The sequence below is a fragment of the Puniceicoccaceae bacterium genome (assembly GCA_040224245.1).
In the GTDB taxonomy this organism is placed as follows: Bacteria; Verrucomicrobiota; Verrucomicrobiia; order Opitutales; family JAFGAQ01; genus JAKSBQ01.
This window is the reverse complement of the sequence record JBEGIR010000054.1, coordinates 1-17,556: the sequence shown is the minus strand read 5'-3', so window position 1 is coordinate 17,556 and position 17,556 is coordinate 1. Positions and strand designations below refer to the sequence as shown.

General features: G+C 52.1%; 19 protein-coding genes. 11 read left to right on the top strand and 8 right to left on the bottom strand.

What is annotated here, in order from left to right:
- Positions 1-10: 10 nt before the first annotated feature.
- Together acnA and ABQ298_09005 are read right to left on the bottom strand one after the other, a co-directional pair.
- Positions 11-2,752: an aconitate hydratase AcnA gene (gene acnA / locus ABQ298_09010; GenBank protein MEQ9824509.1), complete on the bottom strand. Its 2,742-nt coding sequence runs from the start codon at positions 2,750-2,752 to the stop codon at positions 11-13.
- 60 nt (positions 2,753-2,812) lie between these two features.
- The gene (locus ABQ298_09005) at positions 2,813-3,289 is read right to left on the bottom strand and encodes a redoxin domain-containing protein (protein ID MEQ9824508.1); all 477 of its coding nucleotides are present in this window, start codon (positions 3,287-3,289) and stop codon (positions 2,813-2,815) included.
- A gap of 255 nt (positions 3,290-3,544) precedes the next feature.
- Between ABQ298_09005 and tyrS the strand changes: the two genes are divergently transcribed.
- The gene (tyrS, locus tag ABQ298_09000) at positions 3,545-4,729 is read left to right on the top strand and encodes a tyrosine--tRNA ligase (protein ID MEQ9824507.1); all 1,185 of its coding nucleotides are present in this window, start codon (positions 3,545-3,547) and stop codon (positions 4,727-4,729) included.
- Between the two features lie 28 nt (positions 4,730-4,757).
- On the opposite strand, the gene ABQ298_08995 is transcribed toward tyrS, so the two are convergent.
- Genes ABQ298_08995 through ABQ298_08985 form a run of 3 tightly spaced genes read right to left on the bottom strand, consistent with a single transcriptional unit; the run spans position 4,758 to position 6,688 of the window.
- Entirely contained in the window at positions 4,758-5,675 is a 918-nt protein-coding gene (locus tag ABQ298_08995) for a PDZ domain-containing protein (GenBank protein ID MEQ9824506.1), read from the bottom strand.
- 12 nt (positions 5,676-5,687) lie between these two features.
- The gene (locus ABQ298_08990; protein MEQ9824505.1) at positions 5,688-6,209 is read right to left on the bottom strand and encodes a hypothetical protein; all 522 of its coding nucleotides are present in this window, start codon (positions 6,207-6,209) and stop codon (positions 5,688-5,690) included.
- Positions 6,206-6,688 carry an RNA polymerase sigma factor gene (locus ABQ298_08985; GenBank protein ID MEQ9824504.1) on the bottom strand — a complete coding sequence of 161 codons (483 nt, stop codon included), beginning with the start codon at positions 6,686-6,688 and terminating at the stop codon, positions 6,206-6,208. Before ABQ298_08985 ends, ABQ298_08990 begins: the two co-directional genes overlap by 4 nt.
- 445 nt (positions 6,689-7,133) lie before the next feature.
- On the opposite strand from ABQ298_08985, the gene ABQ298_08980 reads away from it, so the two are divergent.
- The 10 genes from ABQ298_08980 to ABQ298_08935 all read left to right on the top strand — a co-directional run bounded on the left by ABQ298_08980 (position 7,134) and on the right by ABQ298_08935 (position 14,530).
- A complete protein-coding gene (locus ABQ298_08980; GenBank protein MEQ9824503.1) occupies positions 7,134-7,664 on the top strand; it encodes a Na+/H+ antiporter subunit E in 531 nt (176 codons plus the stop codon).
- Positions 7,649-7,927 carry a monovalent cation/H+ antiporter complex subunit F gene (locus ABQ298_08975; protein ID MEQ9824502.1) on the top strand — a complete coding sequence of 93 codons (279 nt, stop codon included), beginning with the start codon at positions 7,649-7,651 and terminating at the stop codon, positions 7,925-7,927. The genes ABQ298_08980 and ABQ298_08975 overlap by 16 nt, the downstream gene beginning before the upstream one ends.
- A complete protein-coding gene (gene mnhG, locus ABQ298_08970) occupies positions 7,924-8,256 on the top strand; it encodes a monovalent cation/H(+) antiporter subunit G (protein ID MEQ9824501.1) in 333 nt (110 codons plus the stop codon). The genes ABQ298_08975 and mnhG overlap by 4 nt, the downstream gene beginning before the upstream one ends.
- A complete protein-coding gene (locus ABQ298_08965; GenBank protein MEQ9824500.1) occupies positions 8,253-8,498 on the top strand; it encodes a hydrogenase subunit MbhD domain-containing protein in 246 nt (81 codons plus the stop codon). Before mnhG ends, ABQ298_08965 begins: the two co-directional genes overlap by 4 nt.
- The gene (mbhE, locus tag ABQ298_08960) at positions 8,495-8,797 is read left to right on the top strand and encodes a hydrogen gas-evolving membrane-bound hydrogenase subunit E (GenBank protein ID MEQ9824499.1); all 303 of its coding nucleotides are present in this window, start codon (positions 8,495-8,497) and stop codon (positions 8,795-8,797) included. The genes ABQ298_08965 and mbhE overlap by 4 nt, the downstream gene beginning before the upstream one ends.
- A gap of 28 nt (positions 8,798-8,825) precedes the next feature.
- On the top strand, positions 8,826-9,227 hold the full coding sequence (locus ABQ298_08955; GenBank protein ID MEQ9824498.1) for an MnhB domain-containing protein: 402 nt from the start codon (positions 8,826-8,828) through the stop codon (positions 9,225-9,227).
- Positions 9,220-9,588: a cation:proton antiporter subunit C gene (locus tag ABQ298_08950; protein ID MEQ9824497.1), complete on the top strand. Its 369-nt coding sequence runs from the start codon at positions 9,220-9,222 to the stop codon at positions 9,586-9,588. The genes ABQ298_08955 and ABQ298_08950 overlap by 8 nt, the downstream gene beginning before the upstream one ends.
- Entirely contained in the window at positions 9,585-11,084 is a 1,500-nt protein-coding gene (locus ABQ298_08945; protein MEQ9824496.1) for a monovalent cation/H+ antiporter subunit D family protein, read from the top strand. The genes ABQ298_08950 and ABQ298_08945 overlap by 4 nt, the downstream gene beginning before the upstream one ends.
- 18 nt (positions 11,085-11,102) lie before the next feature.
- Positions 11,103-12,590 carry a monovalent cation/H+ antiporter subunit D family protein gene (locus ABQ298_08940; protein MEQ9824495.1) on the top strand — a complete coding sequence of 496 codons (1,488 nt, stop codon included), beginning with the start codon at positions 11,103-11,105 and terminating at the stop codon, positions 12,588-12,590.
- A 209-nt stretch (positions 12,591-12,799) separates the two neighbouring features.
- A complete protein-coding gene (locus tag ABQ298_08935; GenBank protein MEQ9824494.1) occupies positions 12,800-14,530 on the top strand; it encodes a Na(+)/H(+) antiporter subunit D in 1,731 nt (576 codons plus the stop codon).
- Positions 14,531-14,621: 91 nt separating this feature from the next.
- Here ABQ298_08935 and ABQ298_08930 read toward each other — a convergent pair whose 3' ends face one another.
- The 3 genes from ABQ298_08930 to ABQ298_08920 all read right to left on the bottom strand — a co-directional run.
- Positions 14,622-15,566, bottom strand: coding sequence for a histone deacetylase (locus tag ABQ298_08930; protein ID MEQ9824493.1), 945 nt, complete (start codon positions 15,564-15,566; stop codon positions 14,622-14,624).
- 93 nt (positions 15,567-15,659) lie between these two features.
- The gene (tpiA, locus tag ABQ298_08925; protein MEQ9824492.1) at positions 15,660-16,424 is read right to left on the bottom strand and encodes a triose-phosphate isomerase; all 765 of its coding nucleotides are present in this window, start codon (positions 16,422-16,424) and stop codon (positions 15,660-15,662) included.
- Between the two features lie 33 nt (positions 16,425-16,457).
- Positions 16,458-17,556: phosphoglycerate kinase (locus ABQ298_08920; GenBank protein ID MEQ9824491.1), on the bottom strand; the 1,099-nt coding region annotated here is incomplete at its 5' end.

Genomic DNA, 17,556 nt, shown 5'->3' with positions numbered 1-17,556 from the left:
GAAACTGAGGCTATACCATCAGCTCGCGCAAGACATAGGGAAGTACTCCACCGTTCCGGAAATAATCCACCTCCATATCAGTATCAATGCGCAGCAACAGTTCGATGTCCATGCGGCTTCCATCTGCCTTGTTCACTACCAGCGTCATCGATTGCGCCGGGCGAATCGCATCGTTGAGTTCCGGAAGGTCAAAGGTTTCGCTGCCATCCAGTCCATAACTCTGCCAGGAGGCCCCCTCCAGAAACTGCAGGGGCAATACACCCATGCCGATAAGGTTACTGCGGTGAATGCGCTCAAAGCTCTGGGCTACGACGGCCTTGACGCCAAGCAGCGCAGTTCCCTTTGCCGCCCAGTCGCGCGAACTTCCCATCCCGTAGTCCTGTCCCGCAAATACGATGAGCGGTGTTTTTCTCGCCTTGTAAATCTCCGCAGCTTCAAAAATCGAGGTTAGTTCACCCTCCGGAAACACCTTGGTATAGCCGCCTTCCTTGCCACCCGCCAACGGGTTCTTGATGCGAACATTTGCAAAAGTTCCCCGCGTCATGATGCGGTCGTTGCCTCGGCGCGAACCAAACGAATTGAACTGTGCCTTGGTAACTCCTCGCTCCTTGAGATAGCGGCCGGCTGGACCCTCTTCGAGAATGGCACCCGCTGGTGAGATGTGGTCTGTCGTGACCGAATCCGCAAACATCGCGAGCGGACGCATGCCGGACACAGGTTCAATTTGACCCACAGTTCGGGAGAACCCATCAAAGAATGGAGGCTTCTGAATGTAGGTGCTTGCCTCGTTCCACTCATACAGTGCACCTTCCGAACTTTCGATCTGATTCCACTCCTGATTGAGGTTCTCGATGGCAGCATAGCGCTCAATAAAGGCCTCCGGACGCACACCCGTGCTGACCAGTGAGGCAATTTCCTCATTGCTCGGCCAGAGATCCTTCAAATAGACCGGATTACCATCCTTGTCATTGGCGAGCGGCTCCGTCGCCATGTCGATATCCACTCGACCCGCGATTGCAAAGGCAACAACCAGCGGAGGAGACATGAGAAAGTTGCTCTTGATCTGACCGTGCACGCGGGCCTCGAAGTTCCGGTTACCGGAAAGCACGCTCGCTGCAACCAGCTGCTTTTCCTGAATGGCCTTTTCAATCGCAGGATCCAGAGGGCCGCTGTTGCCGATGCAGGTTGCACAGCCATAGCCCACCAGATTGAATCCCAACTGATCCAGATAGGGCTGCAAACCCGTGCTCTCAAGGTAGTCACTCACGACCCGTGACCCCGGTGCCAAACTCGCCTTGACAGTATCATCTAACTGAATACCCCGTTCCACCGCCTTCTTCGCGACAAGACCTGCCGCTACCATGACGCTGGGATTGCTCGTATTCGTACAGCTCGTGATGGATGCAATCAACACGGAACCATTGGTGATCTCCGGATTGGTCTGAGACCGCCGCGGGTAGTATGTGTCCGCTGCGAATGCCACGGTTGCTTTTTCGTTAACTTCAGATTCGCTCTTTCCAAAGCCACCCTCGGCAACCGGCGCAGTGAGCAGGCGCTGAAAGGTTGATTTGAGGTCGGGCAGCTCGATGCGATCCTGTGGACGTTTCGGCCCTGCCACACAGGGTTCAATCGTAGAAAGATCGAGGTCGAGCACTTTGGTATATTCCAATTGTCCCTTGCGAGGCACTCCCCACATTCCCTGGGCTTTAAAATATGCCTCCACCTTCTGGATCTGCTGTTCGCTTCGCCCAGTGATGCGCAAGTAGTCGAGTGTCTGCTCATCCACAGGGAAATACCCCATGGTCGCTCCATATTCGGGTGCCATGTTCGCAATGGTTGCCCGATCTGCCAGTGAGAGTTTTTCAGTTCCCTCACCAATGAACTCAATGAATTTGCCGACGACTTTCTCCTCCCGCAGCATTTGCGTGATGCGCAGTGTCAGATCGGTCGCAGTGACACCCTCTTTCAAAGCTCCTTCAAGGTTTACGGCAATCACCTCGGGCGTTAGGAAATACACGGGCTGCCCCAACATGCCTGCTTCTGCTTCGATGCCACCCACACCCCAACCGACAACACCAAGCCCGTTGATCATCGTCGTGTGGGAATCCGTTCCCACGAGCGTGTCCGGATACAACACCGCCTGCCCATCAACCTCTTTCTCAAACACCACACGGGCGAGATATTCCAAATTCACCTGGTGAATGATGCCCATCGACGGCGGTAAAACACTGAACGTCTCAAAAGCCTGCTGTCCCCATTTCAGAAACTCGTAACGCTCCCGGTTGCGGGAAAATTCAAACTGCAGATTTGCCAGGAATGCCCCAGCCGTACCCGCGCGGTCCACCTGCACCGAGTGATCCACGACAAGATCCACCGGAACCAGCGGCTCAATCTTGCTCGGATCCTTGCCCTGATCCTTCATCGCATCCCGCATCGCGGCAAGATCAACCAACAGGGGAACTCCGGTGAAGTCCTGCAGCACAATGCGTGAAACCACAAATGGAATTTCCTTTTTGGCGGGACTGCTCGCGTTCCAGTTTGCAAGCAGGCGCACCGCCTCCTGATCGATGCGCTTGCCGTCACAATTACGCAGTACCGACTCCAGAACAACCCGGATGCTCACTGGCAGCCGGGAGACGGGTCCTACCCCCTGCGATTCCAGGGCAGGAAGGGAATAGTAGTGCCCCAGCGACTGACCGCCAGGCGACTTGAGTTCGCTCAAGGTTTGGAAGGGATTCGGTAACTGACTCATTTCGATAAACAGGGAGTAATGGAACGGATTGGAACAGACGGGTGCAACTCTGGCACAGCGTCAGGCAGATTTCAGGGAAGCCAAAATAGCGTCAAAGTCGGGAAGCTGCTTCGGATCGTCTGAGCTGGAAGCATACACAATCTTACCCTGCTTGTTAATCACAAATGCCGAGCGCTTGCACACTCCCTTGAAACCAATGAAATCTTCATAAAGCACATCATAGGCAGATGCAGCTTCCTTGTTGAAATCACTCAGCAGCGGAAAGTTGATACCATCCTTCTGAGCCATCACCTCAAGGGTAAACGGACTGTCCACGCTGATGCCATACACCTGTGCATCCAGTGCCTGATAACTCGCAAGGGAGTCCCGCACCGAACACATTTCCTCAGTGCACACACCCGTAAATGCAAACGGAAAAAAGAGCAAAACCGTGGCCGATTTTCCAAACTGATCGGACAGGGTTACCTCTTGAAGCCCTTCCGAAGTTTTGGTCTTGAGGGTGAAGTCGGGTGCTTGAATTCCTGTAGAGATTGCCATGATTTTCCTGGGTTAGAGTTGTAGACAGACTCGGGCACAATGGCCGCGCTTACGCTGTAAACGGTGATTCAATCCGACTGAAGATCAACCGAAAAGCATCGGAGTCAAAGGCTTATGAATCGTCCTACTACATGAGAAAATAGAATAATAACTCCTTATCTGATTTGGAAAAGGTTTTTTGCATTTTTCTGGTATTGAATCTTGATTTTGACGCATGGGCAGCCCCATGATGCGGGAGCGTAACCAAGTCACTGCATGGATCCCAAACAACAACTGTCCATTCTCAAACAAAACGTCGACACCCTGATCAACGAGGAAGAGTTGCTGCAAAAACTGGGGGAAAAACGCCCTCTTCGCATCAAACTTGGCGTTGATCCCACTCGCCCCGACCTCACATTCGGGCACATGGTCGTGTTCAACAAATTGCGGCAGTTTCAGGATTTGGGGCATGAAGCAATCCTGTTAATCGGAGATTTCACCACTCAGATCGGAGATCCCAGCGGACGTTCCGAAACACGCCCCGTGTTGAGTGAAGCCGAAATCCGCGACAACGCCAGAACCTACACTGAGCAGGCCTTCCGCATCCTCGACCGCGACAAAACCCGGGTTGTTTTCAACAGTGAATGGTTTTCCAAAATGTCTTTTCTGGACTGCCTCTCGCTTGCTCGAAAGATGACGGTTGCCCGCATGCTTGAGCGCGATGATTTTTCCAAACGTCATCGGGACGGAACCCCGATCTCCATCATCGAATTTCTCTACCCGCTGGTGCAGGGGTTTGATTCGCTTGAACTGGAAGCCGATGTCGAAATTGGTGGCACCGATCAGCTCTTCAATGTATTGGTGGGTCGTACGCTCCAGAAGGAAGCCGGTCAATCCCCTCAAATCGTGCTCACCATGCCATTGTTGGTCGGTCTCGATGGGGTGAAGAAGATGTCGAAAAGCCTGGACAACTACATCGCGTTCAACCACAGCCCCAAGGAAATGTTTGGACGCATCATGTCCATCAGCGACGACACCATGTGGACTTACTACCGCTTGTTGTTGCTGCGCAGTGAAAACGACATTGCACTGCTGCAACGCGAACACCCGATGGCCTGTAAAAAGGCACTGGCCCGCGAATTGGTCGGAACATTTTACGGCGAATCGGAAGCATCCCTGCAGTTGGAGCAGTTTGAAGCCGTTTTTTCCCGCAAAAAACTTCCGGACGATATGCCCGAGTTTTCCTGGAATCAGCTATCGCAAACCCCCAGTGCAACCCTGGTCAACCTGCTCGCCGCCACTGGCAAGTTTGCCAGCAAAAAAGAGATTGCACGCCTGATCAAGCAAGGCGGCATCAAACTGGATGGAGAACCCGTCACCGATCCTGCATTGATGCTCGAACCATCCAATGCCGGGCGTGTAGTTCAGGCAGGAAAGCGCATTTTTGTGAAGATCGTATGAACCTGCAGGTGATCAGCCTGCAGTCCGTTCACTTTTCCTTCTCAGAAGTATCGAGCGTGATGGCTTCCGTCACTTCCACTTCGATGTGGTGATTTTGCAGTTTCCCATATTCACGGGCTACCCATGGTTCGAGTCCGTCCAGCTCTGCACTATCGGAAATCACACCATTGAACAGGACTTCATCCTTCCGATTAATCGCAATCACACGGGATTTCCCATCTGAAAGTCGCTCAAATATCAGCGTGCCATCATCTGTATTCACGATACTTCGGGCATTGCCAGTATGCACAATGGATGTGCGCGAGCCATCATCACTGACCCACTGGCGAATCTGATACCGCGCCTTTTCCAACGCCGACCTGACATTCTGCTCAATCTCCTCTGCGTCGATGCGCTCCCGCACGTGTTCCATGATCTCTTCATTCTCGGCAATCGATTCGAGTCTGCGTCCGAGTTCTTCCATTTTCTCCTCAAACTCCCATTCCCAGGACTTCTGGGGGTGAGCAGTGGGTTTGGACCCCAACTCGACTTGAATCGCGAGTTCCTCTCCCTTGCGAAGCAGACGAAACGCTGCCGTCTCACCTGGTTTTTTCATCGAAAGCAACGTCGACAAGTGGGAAACACTCGTCAACCACTGTCCATCCATTTCGAGCAGGATGTCGTATGCCATCACTCCAGCACGATCTGCTGCGCTACCTTTCACCACGGATTCCACGTTTAAGCCGATTCCTGGCGTCAAGCCCATCTGTGCAACCGTTGAAGCCGGTACTTTTTCCGTCACAACTCCCAAGAACGCACGCCTGGGTGGAGCAGGAGGAGCCGGCGGTTCCGGCGCATCCACCTCAGGCCGGGGAGTTGACGCATCAGCGATGATGAACTGAACGGGAAGCATTGAACTCAGTGCCACGGCAAAGCTGAGCGAGATCGATTTGATATATATTTTCATAAGATGTTGTTTTTAAATAACTTGATATGTGACGTTCACAATTTCCTGGCGCGGAATTTCCATTCGGATGACACTGCCATCCTCCTCGTTCACCAGATCAACGGTGTCGATATACTCGTAAGAATACTCCCGCGTGACCGTATCGGTATCCGCCTGTACCCAGCCCTTGTCCTGCACACCAATCAGTTGCTTGCTCCCTCCCAGAGAACGCAAATGCAAGATGGGTTTGCCCGCTTCGGTGCTGACTTCGGTACCGGCCTGCACCATGGGTAGGTCGACTTCTTCCACTGGACCCGAATCCACCCCTGCAAAATAGATCAAAGTCACTACCAAGGTTGCCGCAAGTCCGATGGATGCGATCCATGCATGGCGCAAATAACCTGCCAGGCGCTGTCGCTTCACTTCCCGTTCATCCTTGAGCAGTACCGACTCCAGAATCCTGCGTTCCACCTTCCAATCTGCAGAACGAGGGATAAATTCGCTCCGGAGCCGCTCTTCGAATGCTTCGTCGTTAAGATCCTTGATTTCCTTCATACCCTTTCCTCCATCTTCTTCCGGACTTCCGCGATACCGGTGCGATACCGGGTCGCCGCTGTTGCGGGTGGAATTCCCAAAATTTCTCCAATATCCCGGAATGTGAGTTCACCCCATATTTTAAGAATCAGCACTTCCTGTTGCGACGCGGGCAACGAAGTCAGCACTTCGTGCAATCGCTGCTGCTGTTCGCGTTTTTCCATACCACACTGGAACCAACCCTGCTGCGTTTCATCCTGGGCATCTTTGGCAAACATAGACTCACGAAATTTTCGCCGCTCGCGCTGCCGGTGCAAATCGATGGCGGCATGCTTGATCGCCAAAAACATGCGGCCCAACGGTGGTATCTCACCACCTTTTCGAAACTTTTGAGAACGCAACACCTTGATGATGCCATCCTGATAAGCGTCTTGTGCATCTGCCAAGCTGGCAGTTTGCTGCCTGGCAAACAGAAACAGGGCTGGACCGTGTATCTCCATCCACCGTTCAAGATCACCGAGAGTGCTTGCTGATTCCTGCTGGCTAATCATTTCACTTACTACACAGACGACACCACCTTGCAAATTTGTTGCGACCCGTGAATCTTTTTTTGAATTCTTGCTTCTCACTCTCAAACAATGCATCGCAAAAGTCGGCCAACTGCACCGAAGTCGCTTGCAAATTCAACGGAGCCGAAATCCCAGAAGGACACCCGGCTGAACAGAAATCCTGCAAGATAAGTTTTGAAAACCTAGAACCCGCATAACATTCACTACCAACAAGATACAAACTAATAAAACAACATCGTGACAGTTTATTTTCCCCAGAAAATGCACGGTCAAGACGATTTTCCGTTTTCATTTGACACCCGAACCGGTCAAAATAAGGTTTGCCGCGATGCGACATAATTCGGCTCCAGTTCTGGCGATTCATGCCCTTCTCCTGATGGCTTTCTGGCTGATCATGAGTGGGATGTTCGATCCCTTTCACATCGCTTTGGGGATCATTTCCGTCGCACTGACACTCTGGATTCATCACCGCCTGCTCTGTCTCGGGCAGTTCGAAAAAGATGATGTGAATGGTCCCCGCCTACGCCTGATTCGCCTCATTCCCTACTTCGCATTTCTTTTTTGGAGCATCATCCAAAGCTCTCTGAAAGTAGCCTACCTCATTGCCAAGCCATCCATGACGCCCATGAGCGTCGTGTTCACATTTAAAGTCCACCTACCCAGTATGGGTGCAAGGGTGTTGCTTGCCAATTCAATCACCCTCACTCCAGGCACGGTTACACTCGACATCCTCAACGAAGATACTTTTGTCGTTCACGCGTTGATGCACCCGAATGACCCCGTTGAAATGGACCATTCACTTGCCCACGCCGTGGCACGGCTCTATGGAATAAAACCCGAGCAAGTCATTGAAGAAACAACTGTAATCTCCGTTGATGATCATCGCAAATCATGGATCTATTCTTGATATTTCTCTCGGTATGGATGGCGCTGATCATCTTCATCCCGCTTTATCGTACATTGGTCGGACCTACCGTCTTTGACCGTTTGCTGGGTGTGGGAGGAATTGGTACCAAAACAGTCGTATTCATTCTGCTCATTGGCATGGTCTTTGATCGGCTGGACATGTTCATCGATATTTCCATCGCCTACGCCATTCTCAACTTCATTGGTTCGATCATGGTTGCACACTATTTTGCGCGCAACAAACAGCGGAGGAACACAGAATGAGTATCCTGATCGAATACCTTTCCATGGCCCTGCTCGGGGTCGGCGCATTTTTTCTTACCCTGGGAAGTGTTGGCATCATCAAAATGCCCGATTTCTATCGTCGTCTGCACGCAGTGAGTATGAGTGATACCCTGGGCATCATTCTCATGACATCGGGTATGATCCTAAAGGCAGGATTGAGCCTCATGGCACTCAAGTTGCTTACTATTTTTCTGCTGATGGCGATCACAAACCCAGTCGGTTCGCATGCGCTTTCCCGAGCTGCACTGCGCAGCGGATTGAAACCCTGGAATACGCCTGTCAAAAACGAAAGGAAATCTACAAAATGAGTTTCGAATTGGAATGGCTTATCTATCTTTTTCTGATCATTGCCGCACTGCTGGCCCTTGAGGTCCGCAATCTTCTCACTGCTGTCGTTTCGCTCACGGTTTTCAGCTTCATGTGCGCCATCCTTTTTACCGTTCAGGGAGCGATCGACGTCGGCTTCACGGAAGCTACGGTTGGGGCTGGCGTTACCGGAGTACTCTACCTCGTGTTGTTGGGCAAAACCACTCGTAAATCCAAACCATGAAAGTCCTAAGCGCAATAGCACTGTTTGCATTGGTGGCTCTGCTGATCTATGGCTCGACCGGCATGCCCGCTCAGGGGGATCCCGAGGCACCAGCTCATCAATATGAAACGCCAGCGGGAACTCCGGTCGCCGCACAATACTACATCAAATACGCCTACCGCGATACGCACACCCCGAATATTGTCACCGCTGTCCTGGCAGATTACCGGGCATACGATACCATGGGTGAAGTGATTGTCATTGCGGTTGCCGGACTCGTCTGCTTCCTGCTCCTGCGCAAACCCGAAGACCATGCATAAAGCCAGTACCAGTCCAATCCTTCTTCTGATGAGTCGGGTCATCCCGCCGTACATCATGCTTTTTGGCATGTATGTGGTGTTTCACGGACACTACAGTCCGGGTGGCGGATTCCAGGGTGGAGCGTTGATGGCTGCTGCGATTCTGCTTGTCCGTATCGTCAATAATGATCCGGTTCAGCAGATGCAGTTCCCCCGAAATTGGTGCATTCCCATGGCTTCCCTTGGCGTGCTCATCTATGTCGGCATCGGACTACTGCCCCTGTTTTTTGGAGGACCATTTCTGGACTACAGCTATCTGGCATTGCCCGGCATGGATCCCGCTGACGCTCGCTCACTGGGAATTCTTGGCGTCGAAATAGGAGTCGGAATTGCCGTGATGGCAGTTCTGGTAAGCATCTATGACAACCTTGTGGAGGCAGACCATGGCTGAATTCATACACGGACACTTGGACTACTGGTTTACCATTGTTCTCATGTGCATTGGGATCTACGGCATGCTTTTCAAACGCAATCTGCTCAAGAAATTGATCGGCATGTCCATTTTCCAGACCTCGATTGTGCTCTTCTACGTTGCGGGTGCCGTCAACAAATCCGCCACTGTTCCCGTTGCGACCAAATCCATTTCAACCGATCAGCTGATGAACTATCTGAATCCACTCCCACACACCCTGATGCTCACCGCCATCGTGGTAGGAGTGGCCACTCTGGGAGTGGGTTTCGCCCTGCTTTCGATGATCTATCGCGAACATAAGACCCTTGAAGAAAACGAGATTCTGGAGCAGCTGAAATGATCACCGAACACCTTCCAGTACTGCTTCCGGTTTCCTATCTGGTGGCAGCTTTTTTAATTCCGCTCGCAAACCTGTTTCACAAACGCAGCGCATATGGGATTGCTGTCGTTACCGCGCTGTTGATGGCAGTGTTATCCATTTATGGATTCATTCACGTGGTATCCCACGGCACCATTCACTATAGTTTTGGCGGATGGGAAGCCCAGATTGGCATCCCCTATGTGTGGGATATTCTAGCAGCCTTCTTCAGTGCAGTCGTGAATATCGTCGCTGCGGTCGTACTGTTACACTCCTGGACTCCTGTTCAACACGAACTTTCCGGGCGAAGCATGACCTACTACGCCGTCATCCTCGTACTGCTGGCGGGCTTTAACGGGATCATCATCACCGGAGATCTGTTCAATCTCTTCGTCTTCATCGAAATTTCATCCCTGTCCATGTATGGACTGATTGCGTCCGGTGGTCGTAAGGCTCCATTTGCCGCATTTCGCTACCTCATCCTGGGAACCATTGGTGCGTCGCTCATCCTGCTAGGAGTGGGTTACCTCTACTTTGTGACGGGTACGCTGAACATGCAGGACATGCAGCAACTCGAACCACTGGTTCGCGAGAACCCCGCCGTTCGGGTCGGCATGCTGCTCATCACGGTGGGCATTCTGATCAAAATGGCAATCTTCCCCATGCACGGATGGATGCCAGACTCCTACTCGCAGGCACCTTCCACTTCCTCAGCATTGCTGGCAGGTTTGGGCACCAAAGTGAGTGCTTACATTCTCATTCGAGTTCTGCTCTTTGTTTTTGGAGTGGATTTCATCACTGGCCAGATTCCTGTGGGTGCCTGCATTGCCGTACTCTCTGCAATCGGAATCATTTTTGGATCTGTGATGGCAATTGCGCAAAACGACCTCAAACGCATGCTCGCCTACAGCAGTGCTGGCCAAATCGGCTACATCGGTCTGGGAATTGGATTGGCAAACCCGCTTTGTTTCATTGGTGCAGTACTGCACGTGATCAACCATGCATTCATGAAGGTTTGCCTCTTCCTCGTAGCCGCCAACCTAAAAGCAACCGTCGGCCATACTGACATCCGCAAATTTAACGCCCGTTACAAACGACAGTTTCCTCTGACAATGGCCGCCTTTACCATCGCGGCACTTTCCATGATTGGACTTCCGCCATTTGCCGGATTTTTCAGTAAGTGGTATCTGGTGTTGGTGATCGTGGAAAGCAAGCTGTGGGTGTATGCGGGTGTGATTGTTGTCAGCAGTCTGCTCAACGCCGTCTACTTCTTCCGCATCCTTGAAAAAGTTTACCTGCGCTCACCTGATGCAGCAGATGATGCTGCGGAAACTGACGAATCCACAACAGAACCCCATGAGGCAGAACTTCGGATGACACTGCCGACCATGGTGCTGGCCATCGCCATCGTGGCATTGGGAATCTTTAACGTATGGATCGTTTCGGCTCTGGAACAAGTGATTCCAAACCTCTTCTAATTTCGCGCTTTGGCACTCATGGATACCTACGTTTCAACTACTCCCCTTTTTGCCATGCTGGTTTCTCTGGTGGTCGTTCCCCTCATTCTGATGAGTGGCCGTCACCCCAACCTCCGGGAGTTCTGGACGATACTGGCGGCTATCCTGAAATTTGCACTGGTCTGCTCACTGCTTCCCGGAGCTTTGCAGGGGCAGAGTGCAGCCATTACTCTGCTCGAAATTGCCCCCGGCATCGCGCTCGAACTCAAGGCTGATCCCTTTGGAGTGTTCTTCGCGCTGATCGCCTCGGGACTGTGGATTCCCACATCTTTTTATTCGATCGGTTACATGCGCGGCAATGGCGAAGGCCAGCAAACGCGTTACTTTGCAAGTTTTGCGGTGTGCCTTTCGGCCACCATCGGAATCGCCTTTTCCGCCAACTTACTGACTTTCATCATTTTCTACGAAATCCTCACCCTCGCAACCTATCCTCTGGTGATCCACAAGGAAAACAAGGAAGCGATCGCGGCAGGTCGCAAATATCTCGCTTATACGCTCACCGCAGGACTACTCCTCATCATCGGTGCTGGTGTCGTCTATCACCTCACCGGAACCCTCAACTTTGAAGCAGGTGGAATTCTGGAACACGGCATGCTCAATCCACATGCTGCCTTGACTCTGTTTATTGTGTTTGTCGCAGGAGTTGGAGTCAAAGCGGGTATCATGCCTCTGCACAGCTGGCTGCCCGCTGCCATGGCAGCCCCCACCCCTGTCAGCGCACTGCTGCACGCGGTTGCCGTTGTGAAGTCTGGGGTTTTTGCGCTCGCACGCGTTACGGGCTTCATTTTTGGTCCGGAGACACTGCACCATTTTGCGCTGAATGATTTGCTCGTATGGATTGCGCTGACCACAATCTTGCTGGCATCCCTGCTTGCCTTTCGCCAGGACAACCTCAAAAAACGCCTCGCCTATTCGACCGTAGGTCATCTCTCCTACATCGTACTCGGAGTGGCACTGCTCACCCCATCCGGGTGGACTGGTGGTCTGTTCCACATCGCCACTCATGCCACAATGAAGATAACACTCTTCTTCTGTGCAGGAGCGATCTATGTGAATTTGCACCGCACCCACATCAGTCAGCTTGACGGAATTGGTAAGGTGATGCCATGGACCATGGGCGCCTTCACGGTCGGGTCACTGGGACTTTGCGGGGTACCACTGGTCAATGGCTTTTTGAGCAAGTGGTTTCTTGGAGTCGGAACACTCGAAGCAGGACTGCCATTTGCCCTGCTGGTGTTGGTGTTGAGTGGGTTGCTCAATGCCGGGTATTTTTTTCCCATCCTCTACAGGGCCTTTTTCAAGGAAGGCAGTGGACTCGAACAGTATACTGAGGCACGCCCCGCGATGGTCATTCCGCTGGTTTCTACCGCAGTGTTGTCCCTCGTTTTTGGACTGTTTCCCAATCTGGTATTCCAGTTCTTTGAACTCGCCACTCAAGTAACCCTAAGCGTCATTGGAGGAAGTTGATTTGAAAACCTACCAACTTGTTATACTCGCCCTGATCGCCGTTGCTTCATTTGTCGCGGAATTTGGATTCCTCTCAGGAACTTCAAAGGGTCACTGGTGGAACCACGTCCCAGCTTTCTATGCACTCTGGGGTTTTGTCGGGTGCATCGTGATCATTCTGGCATCAAAATGGATGGGGAAGCTGTTCATCCAAAAGAAAGAAGATTACTATGACAGCAAGTAATATTTCCCTATTGCCAGCTCTCCCGCTGCTGATTGGTGCCATCGTGATGGCATTGCTGCCGAAGCGCCTGCGTTCCCCGGCATTTCTCTTCTTTCCCCTGGTCACACTTGCGGTGGTATGGACGACTCCACTGGGATCAGTGCTGCAGCACAACTTCCTCGGCTACGATTTGATTCTCGGAGAATTTACCCGTCTGAATCGTCTATTCGGAACCATTTTTGCGCTGATCGCCTTTATTGGTGGCGTTTATGGATTTCACCGAAGTGAAGCTGCTCATCAGTCTGCTGCTCTGCTCTACGCTGCAGGCGCACTCGGCCTAACATTCGCTGGTGATTTTTTCACCCTCTTTGTCTTTTGGGAAATCATGGCAGTTGCATCCACCTACCTTGTGTGGGCCCGACGCACCCGTGAGTCCGAACAGGCTGGCATGCGCTATCTGCTGGTGCATCTTTTTGGTGGGGGTTTGCTGATGCTGGGCATCCTTCTTCATGTATCCCAAAGCGGATCGATTGAACTGCAGACATTTCCCGAGGCTTCCTCGCTGGCAGCGTGGCTCATACTTGCTGGAGTGGCGCTCAACACTGCGATTCCACCCCTGCATGCTTGGCTTGCAGATGCTTACCCCAAGGCCACCGTCGGGGGTGCGGTTTTTCTCAGTGCTTTCACCACTAAGTCCGCAGTGCTCATTCTGATGAAGCTCTTTGCCGGTTGGGAAATCCTGCTGTATGCCGGTGTCATCATGGCACTTTATGGTGTCGTCTATGCCGTATTGGCCAATGATATTCGCGGTATTCTTGCATACCACATCATCAGTCAGGTCGGGTACATGGTCGCAGCGGTCGGTATCGGCACAGAGATGGCGCTCAACGGTGCCAGTGCCCACGCATTCTCCCATATCCTCTACAAATCCCTGCTTTTCATGGGAGCTGGCGTGGTCATCGAAACCACTGGCAAATCCAAATTAACCGAACTCGGGGGCATTGCAAAATCGATGCCCATCGTGTTGTGGCTCTACATGATCGGAGCTTTCTCCATCTCGGGATTTCCTCTTTTTAATGGGTTCATCAGCAAATCCATGGTCGTTGCAGCTGCTGGCAAGGCCCACTACGACACTGCCATGTTGCTCCTGCTCCTGGCATCGGTTGGCACCTTCCTGCACACGGGCCTGAAGCTGCCCTATTTCACATGGTGGAGCAAAGCTCAAAGTGATCTCAAACCCACCCGCACTCCGGTTAACATGATGATCGCAATGGGTATGGCTGCATTCTTCTGCACCCTCTTTGGGGTCGTGCCAGGACTACTTTACGATTACCTGCCCTACCCTGTAGACTACAAACCCTACACGCTCTATCACTTGACAGAGAGCGTGCAAATCCTGCTCTTCACGTTCATTGCGTTCTGGCTGCTGAGAGGTAAACTCGCTGGAGAACCCTACCTTCCCATTGATACCGATTGGCTCTACCGAAAACCAGGTGCATGGCTTGCACGCCATCTGGTTATCTGGGTGGAATCCATTTTTGCAGCGTGCGAACGGGGTATCACATGGATGACAGAGAGCCTGGTCACCACTTCGCAGTCCCCACTTTCCTGGCTCACCCGAAACAACAAGCACTATACCGATCCGAACGAGAGTCGTTCCCCCCTGCAAGTCGAACTGCTACTGGTCGTGGCAACCATCATCGGCATTGCATGGGTGATGATTGCTACGTTGACTTGAGGCACATTCGAGTTTATCCCGTTTTCACCTCATCGTTCCGTATAGCCGATGACGAGTTTTCGATTTGCGGCATTCTCCGGATCCTAGCGACTCATGATTGGGCTAAAGCATTCAAATGCTGCACAACAGACCGAGCCAGGGCATCATGGTGGTATCCGCCTTCCAGTATCGAAATCACTTTTCCCCCACAATGCCGATTCGCAATCGTGAGACTGAGTTCTGTCAGTTCCCGAAAATCTTCATCGTGTAACTGCATGTTACCGAGCGGATCCATTACATGGGCATCAAAGCCAGCTGAAATCAACAGCAGCTCGGGTTCAAATGCTTCCGCGGCTGGAAAGACTTGGTTTTTCATTGCCTCACGGTAATCCCGCATGTCGGACCCTTCAGGCAAGGGAATGTTGAGCGTGTAATGCAATCCTTCTCCCGCCCCCTGCTCCCGCTCGGAGCCTGTTCCCGGATAAAACGGGTATTGATGCAGGCTGCAAAAAAAGACACTGGGATCTCTGTAAAACGCATCCTGGGTTCCATTGCCATGATGAACGTCCCAGTCGAGTATCATGATCCGCTCATACCCAAGCTGCTGTTGGGCATAGCGTGCGGCAATCGCGATGTTATTGAACAGACAAAACCCCATCGCATGATTGCGCATTGCATGATGCCCCGGAGGTCGACAAGCCACAAAGGCCCGTTGAATTCTTCCCGAATGGACCTGTTTTATCGCTTCAATAGACGCTCCCACGGCAAGCAGCGCAACTTCCCAGGAGGCCGAACTCACCCGGGTATCCCCATCATCGAGCAGTGCTGGTCCACTCGCACTGGTCTTCTGTATGTATTCGATGTAAGCCGAATCATGCACCAGACTCAGCACCTTCGGGTCGGCGGCTTCGCAGCTTAATGAGAGCAGTGAATCACTTAACGATTTGTTCGCCAAAAACGAACGAAGGTGCTCCAAGCGCCCACGGTTTTCGGGATGTGCCGGACCCGTATCATGGTGAAGGAAACGCACATCCTGAATCAGTCCTACGGGGAACATGCCACTACCCTACGACAGTGCCCGAAAATTGCAATGAGAAAGGCAGGTCGGACTCGCCGCCTGCCTTTCTTCAAACTGTTCCTGTCAAGCTAGTTATGAGAGCTTCTTTGCAGATTCGATCAATGAAAGGAATGAGTTTGCCTGAAGGGCCGCTCCACCAATCAAACCACCGTCAATATCCTTTTGCACGAGCAAATCGTCGGCATTGTCCGGCTTCATCGAACCCCCATAAAGGATTCGAATCTTCTCGCCCTTTACCTCTCCAAAGAGAGCATTGAGCAGCTTGCGGATGTAGGCGTGAACTTCCTGAGCCATTTCAGGAGTTGCCGTTTTGCCAGTTCCGATGGCCCAAACGGGTTCGTAGGCAATGACCACCTCTTCCGCTTTTGCTTCATCAATGTCCTTCAAGCCTTCGGTCAACTGGGTTTCCACAACTTTCAGCGTGTTTCCTGCTTCCCGTTCCTCAATGGTTTCACCCACACAGAGGATGGGCTTGAGACTGTTGGCCAGGGCTGCCTTTACCTTGCGGTTGATCAGGGCATCGTCTTCTCCAAAAATCGCACGACGTTCGCTGTGTCCAAGGATCACCCAGTCCACGCGAAGATGGCGCAACATTTCAGCAGAGATTTCACCCGTATAGGCACCTGAACTTTCAAAATACATGTTTTGGGCGCCGACACCCACATTGGCGTTGGAAACCGCCTTGGAAGCGCAATCCAGCGAGGTAAACGGTGGGCAAACGACAACAGAAACCGACGTTTCAGTTCCGACTGCCTGCACAATCTCCTCAATCAACGCAACCGATTCGGCAGCGTTCTTGTTCATCTTCCAGTTTCCTGCGATCAGATATTTTCTCATGGTGTATAGAATTTTGAATTCAATGATTCGGCATCAGGCACGATCCAGAACGGCAACTCCAGGCAAAGTCTTGCCTTCAAGGAATTCAAGGCTTGCGCCTCCACCCGTGCTCATGAAAGTCACACGATCCGAGTAGCCACTCTTTTTGACAGCCTTTACCGAGTCTCCTCCACCTATGATTGAAATGGCATCCGACTCAGCAACTGCCTGTGCCACAGCAAACGTACCCTTGGAGGAGTCCTTGATTTCAAAGATTCCCATTGGACCATTCCACAGCACGGTTTTCGACTTTGCGACGACATCCTTGAACAGCGCAGTCGTCTTCGGTCCAATGTCAACTCCGGACCAACCGTCAGCGATTCCACCTTCGAACACCTGGGTTGCACCCAATGTTTTAGCAGCAAAATCAATGCGGTCTGCACAAAGATCATCGATAGGCAATAACAGCTTCACACCCAGCTTTTCCGCCTTTTCCAATGCCTGCCTGGCAGTATCCACCTTATCAGTCTCGCAGAGACTGCTTCCGGTAGCGATACCCTTGGCTCTCGCAAAGGTGTAGGCCATCGCACCACCAATGATCATGGTGTCACACTTTTCCAGAAGTGCATCGATCACCGTGATCTTGTCCGATACCTTTGCACCGCCCAGAATGACAGTGAACGGTTTTTCGGGGTTGGCCGTTTTGTCACCAAGATATTCCAGCTCCTTTTCAATGAGAAAACCCGCGACCTTTTCGGAAACAAAGTCCGCAATACCAGCAGTTGAAGCATGTGCGCGATGAGCCGTTCCAAAGGCATCGTTCACAAACAAATCTATGCCCTTGGCAAACTGTTTTGCCAAATCCGGATCGTTCTTTTCTTCGCCCTCGTAGAAACGCACGTTCTCAAGCAGCAGCACTGCTCCTTCACTCAAGCCGGCCTTGGCTGCCTCCACCTCAGGACCTACACAGTCGGAGAGGAACTGAACCGGAATATCAAGCGCCGCCGAGAGTGCCTTGGCAACCGGTGCCAGGCTGAACTCAGGGTTCTTCTTGCCCTTGGGACGTCCGAGGTGGCTCGCAAGCACCACCTTGGCACCCGACTTCACGAGATGCTGGATCGTGGGGATTGCCGCCTGAATGCGGGTATCATCT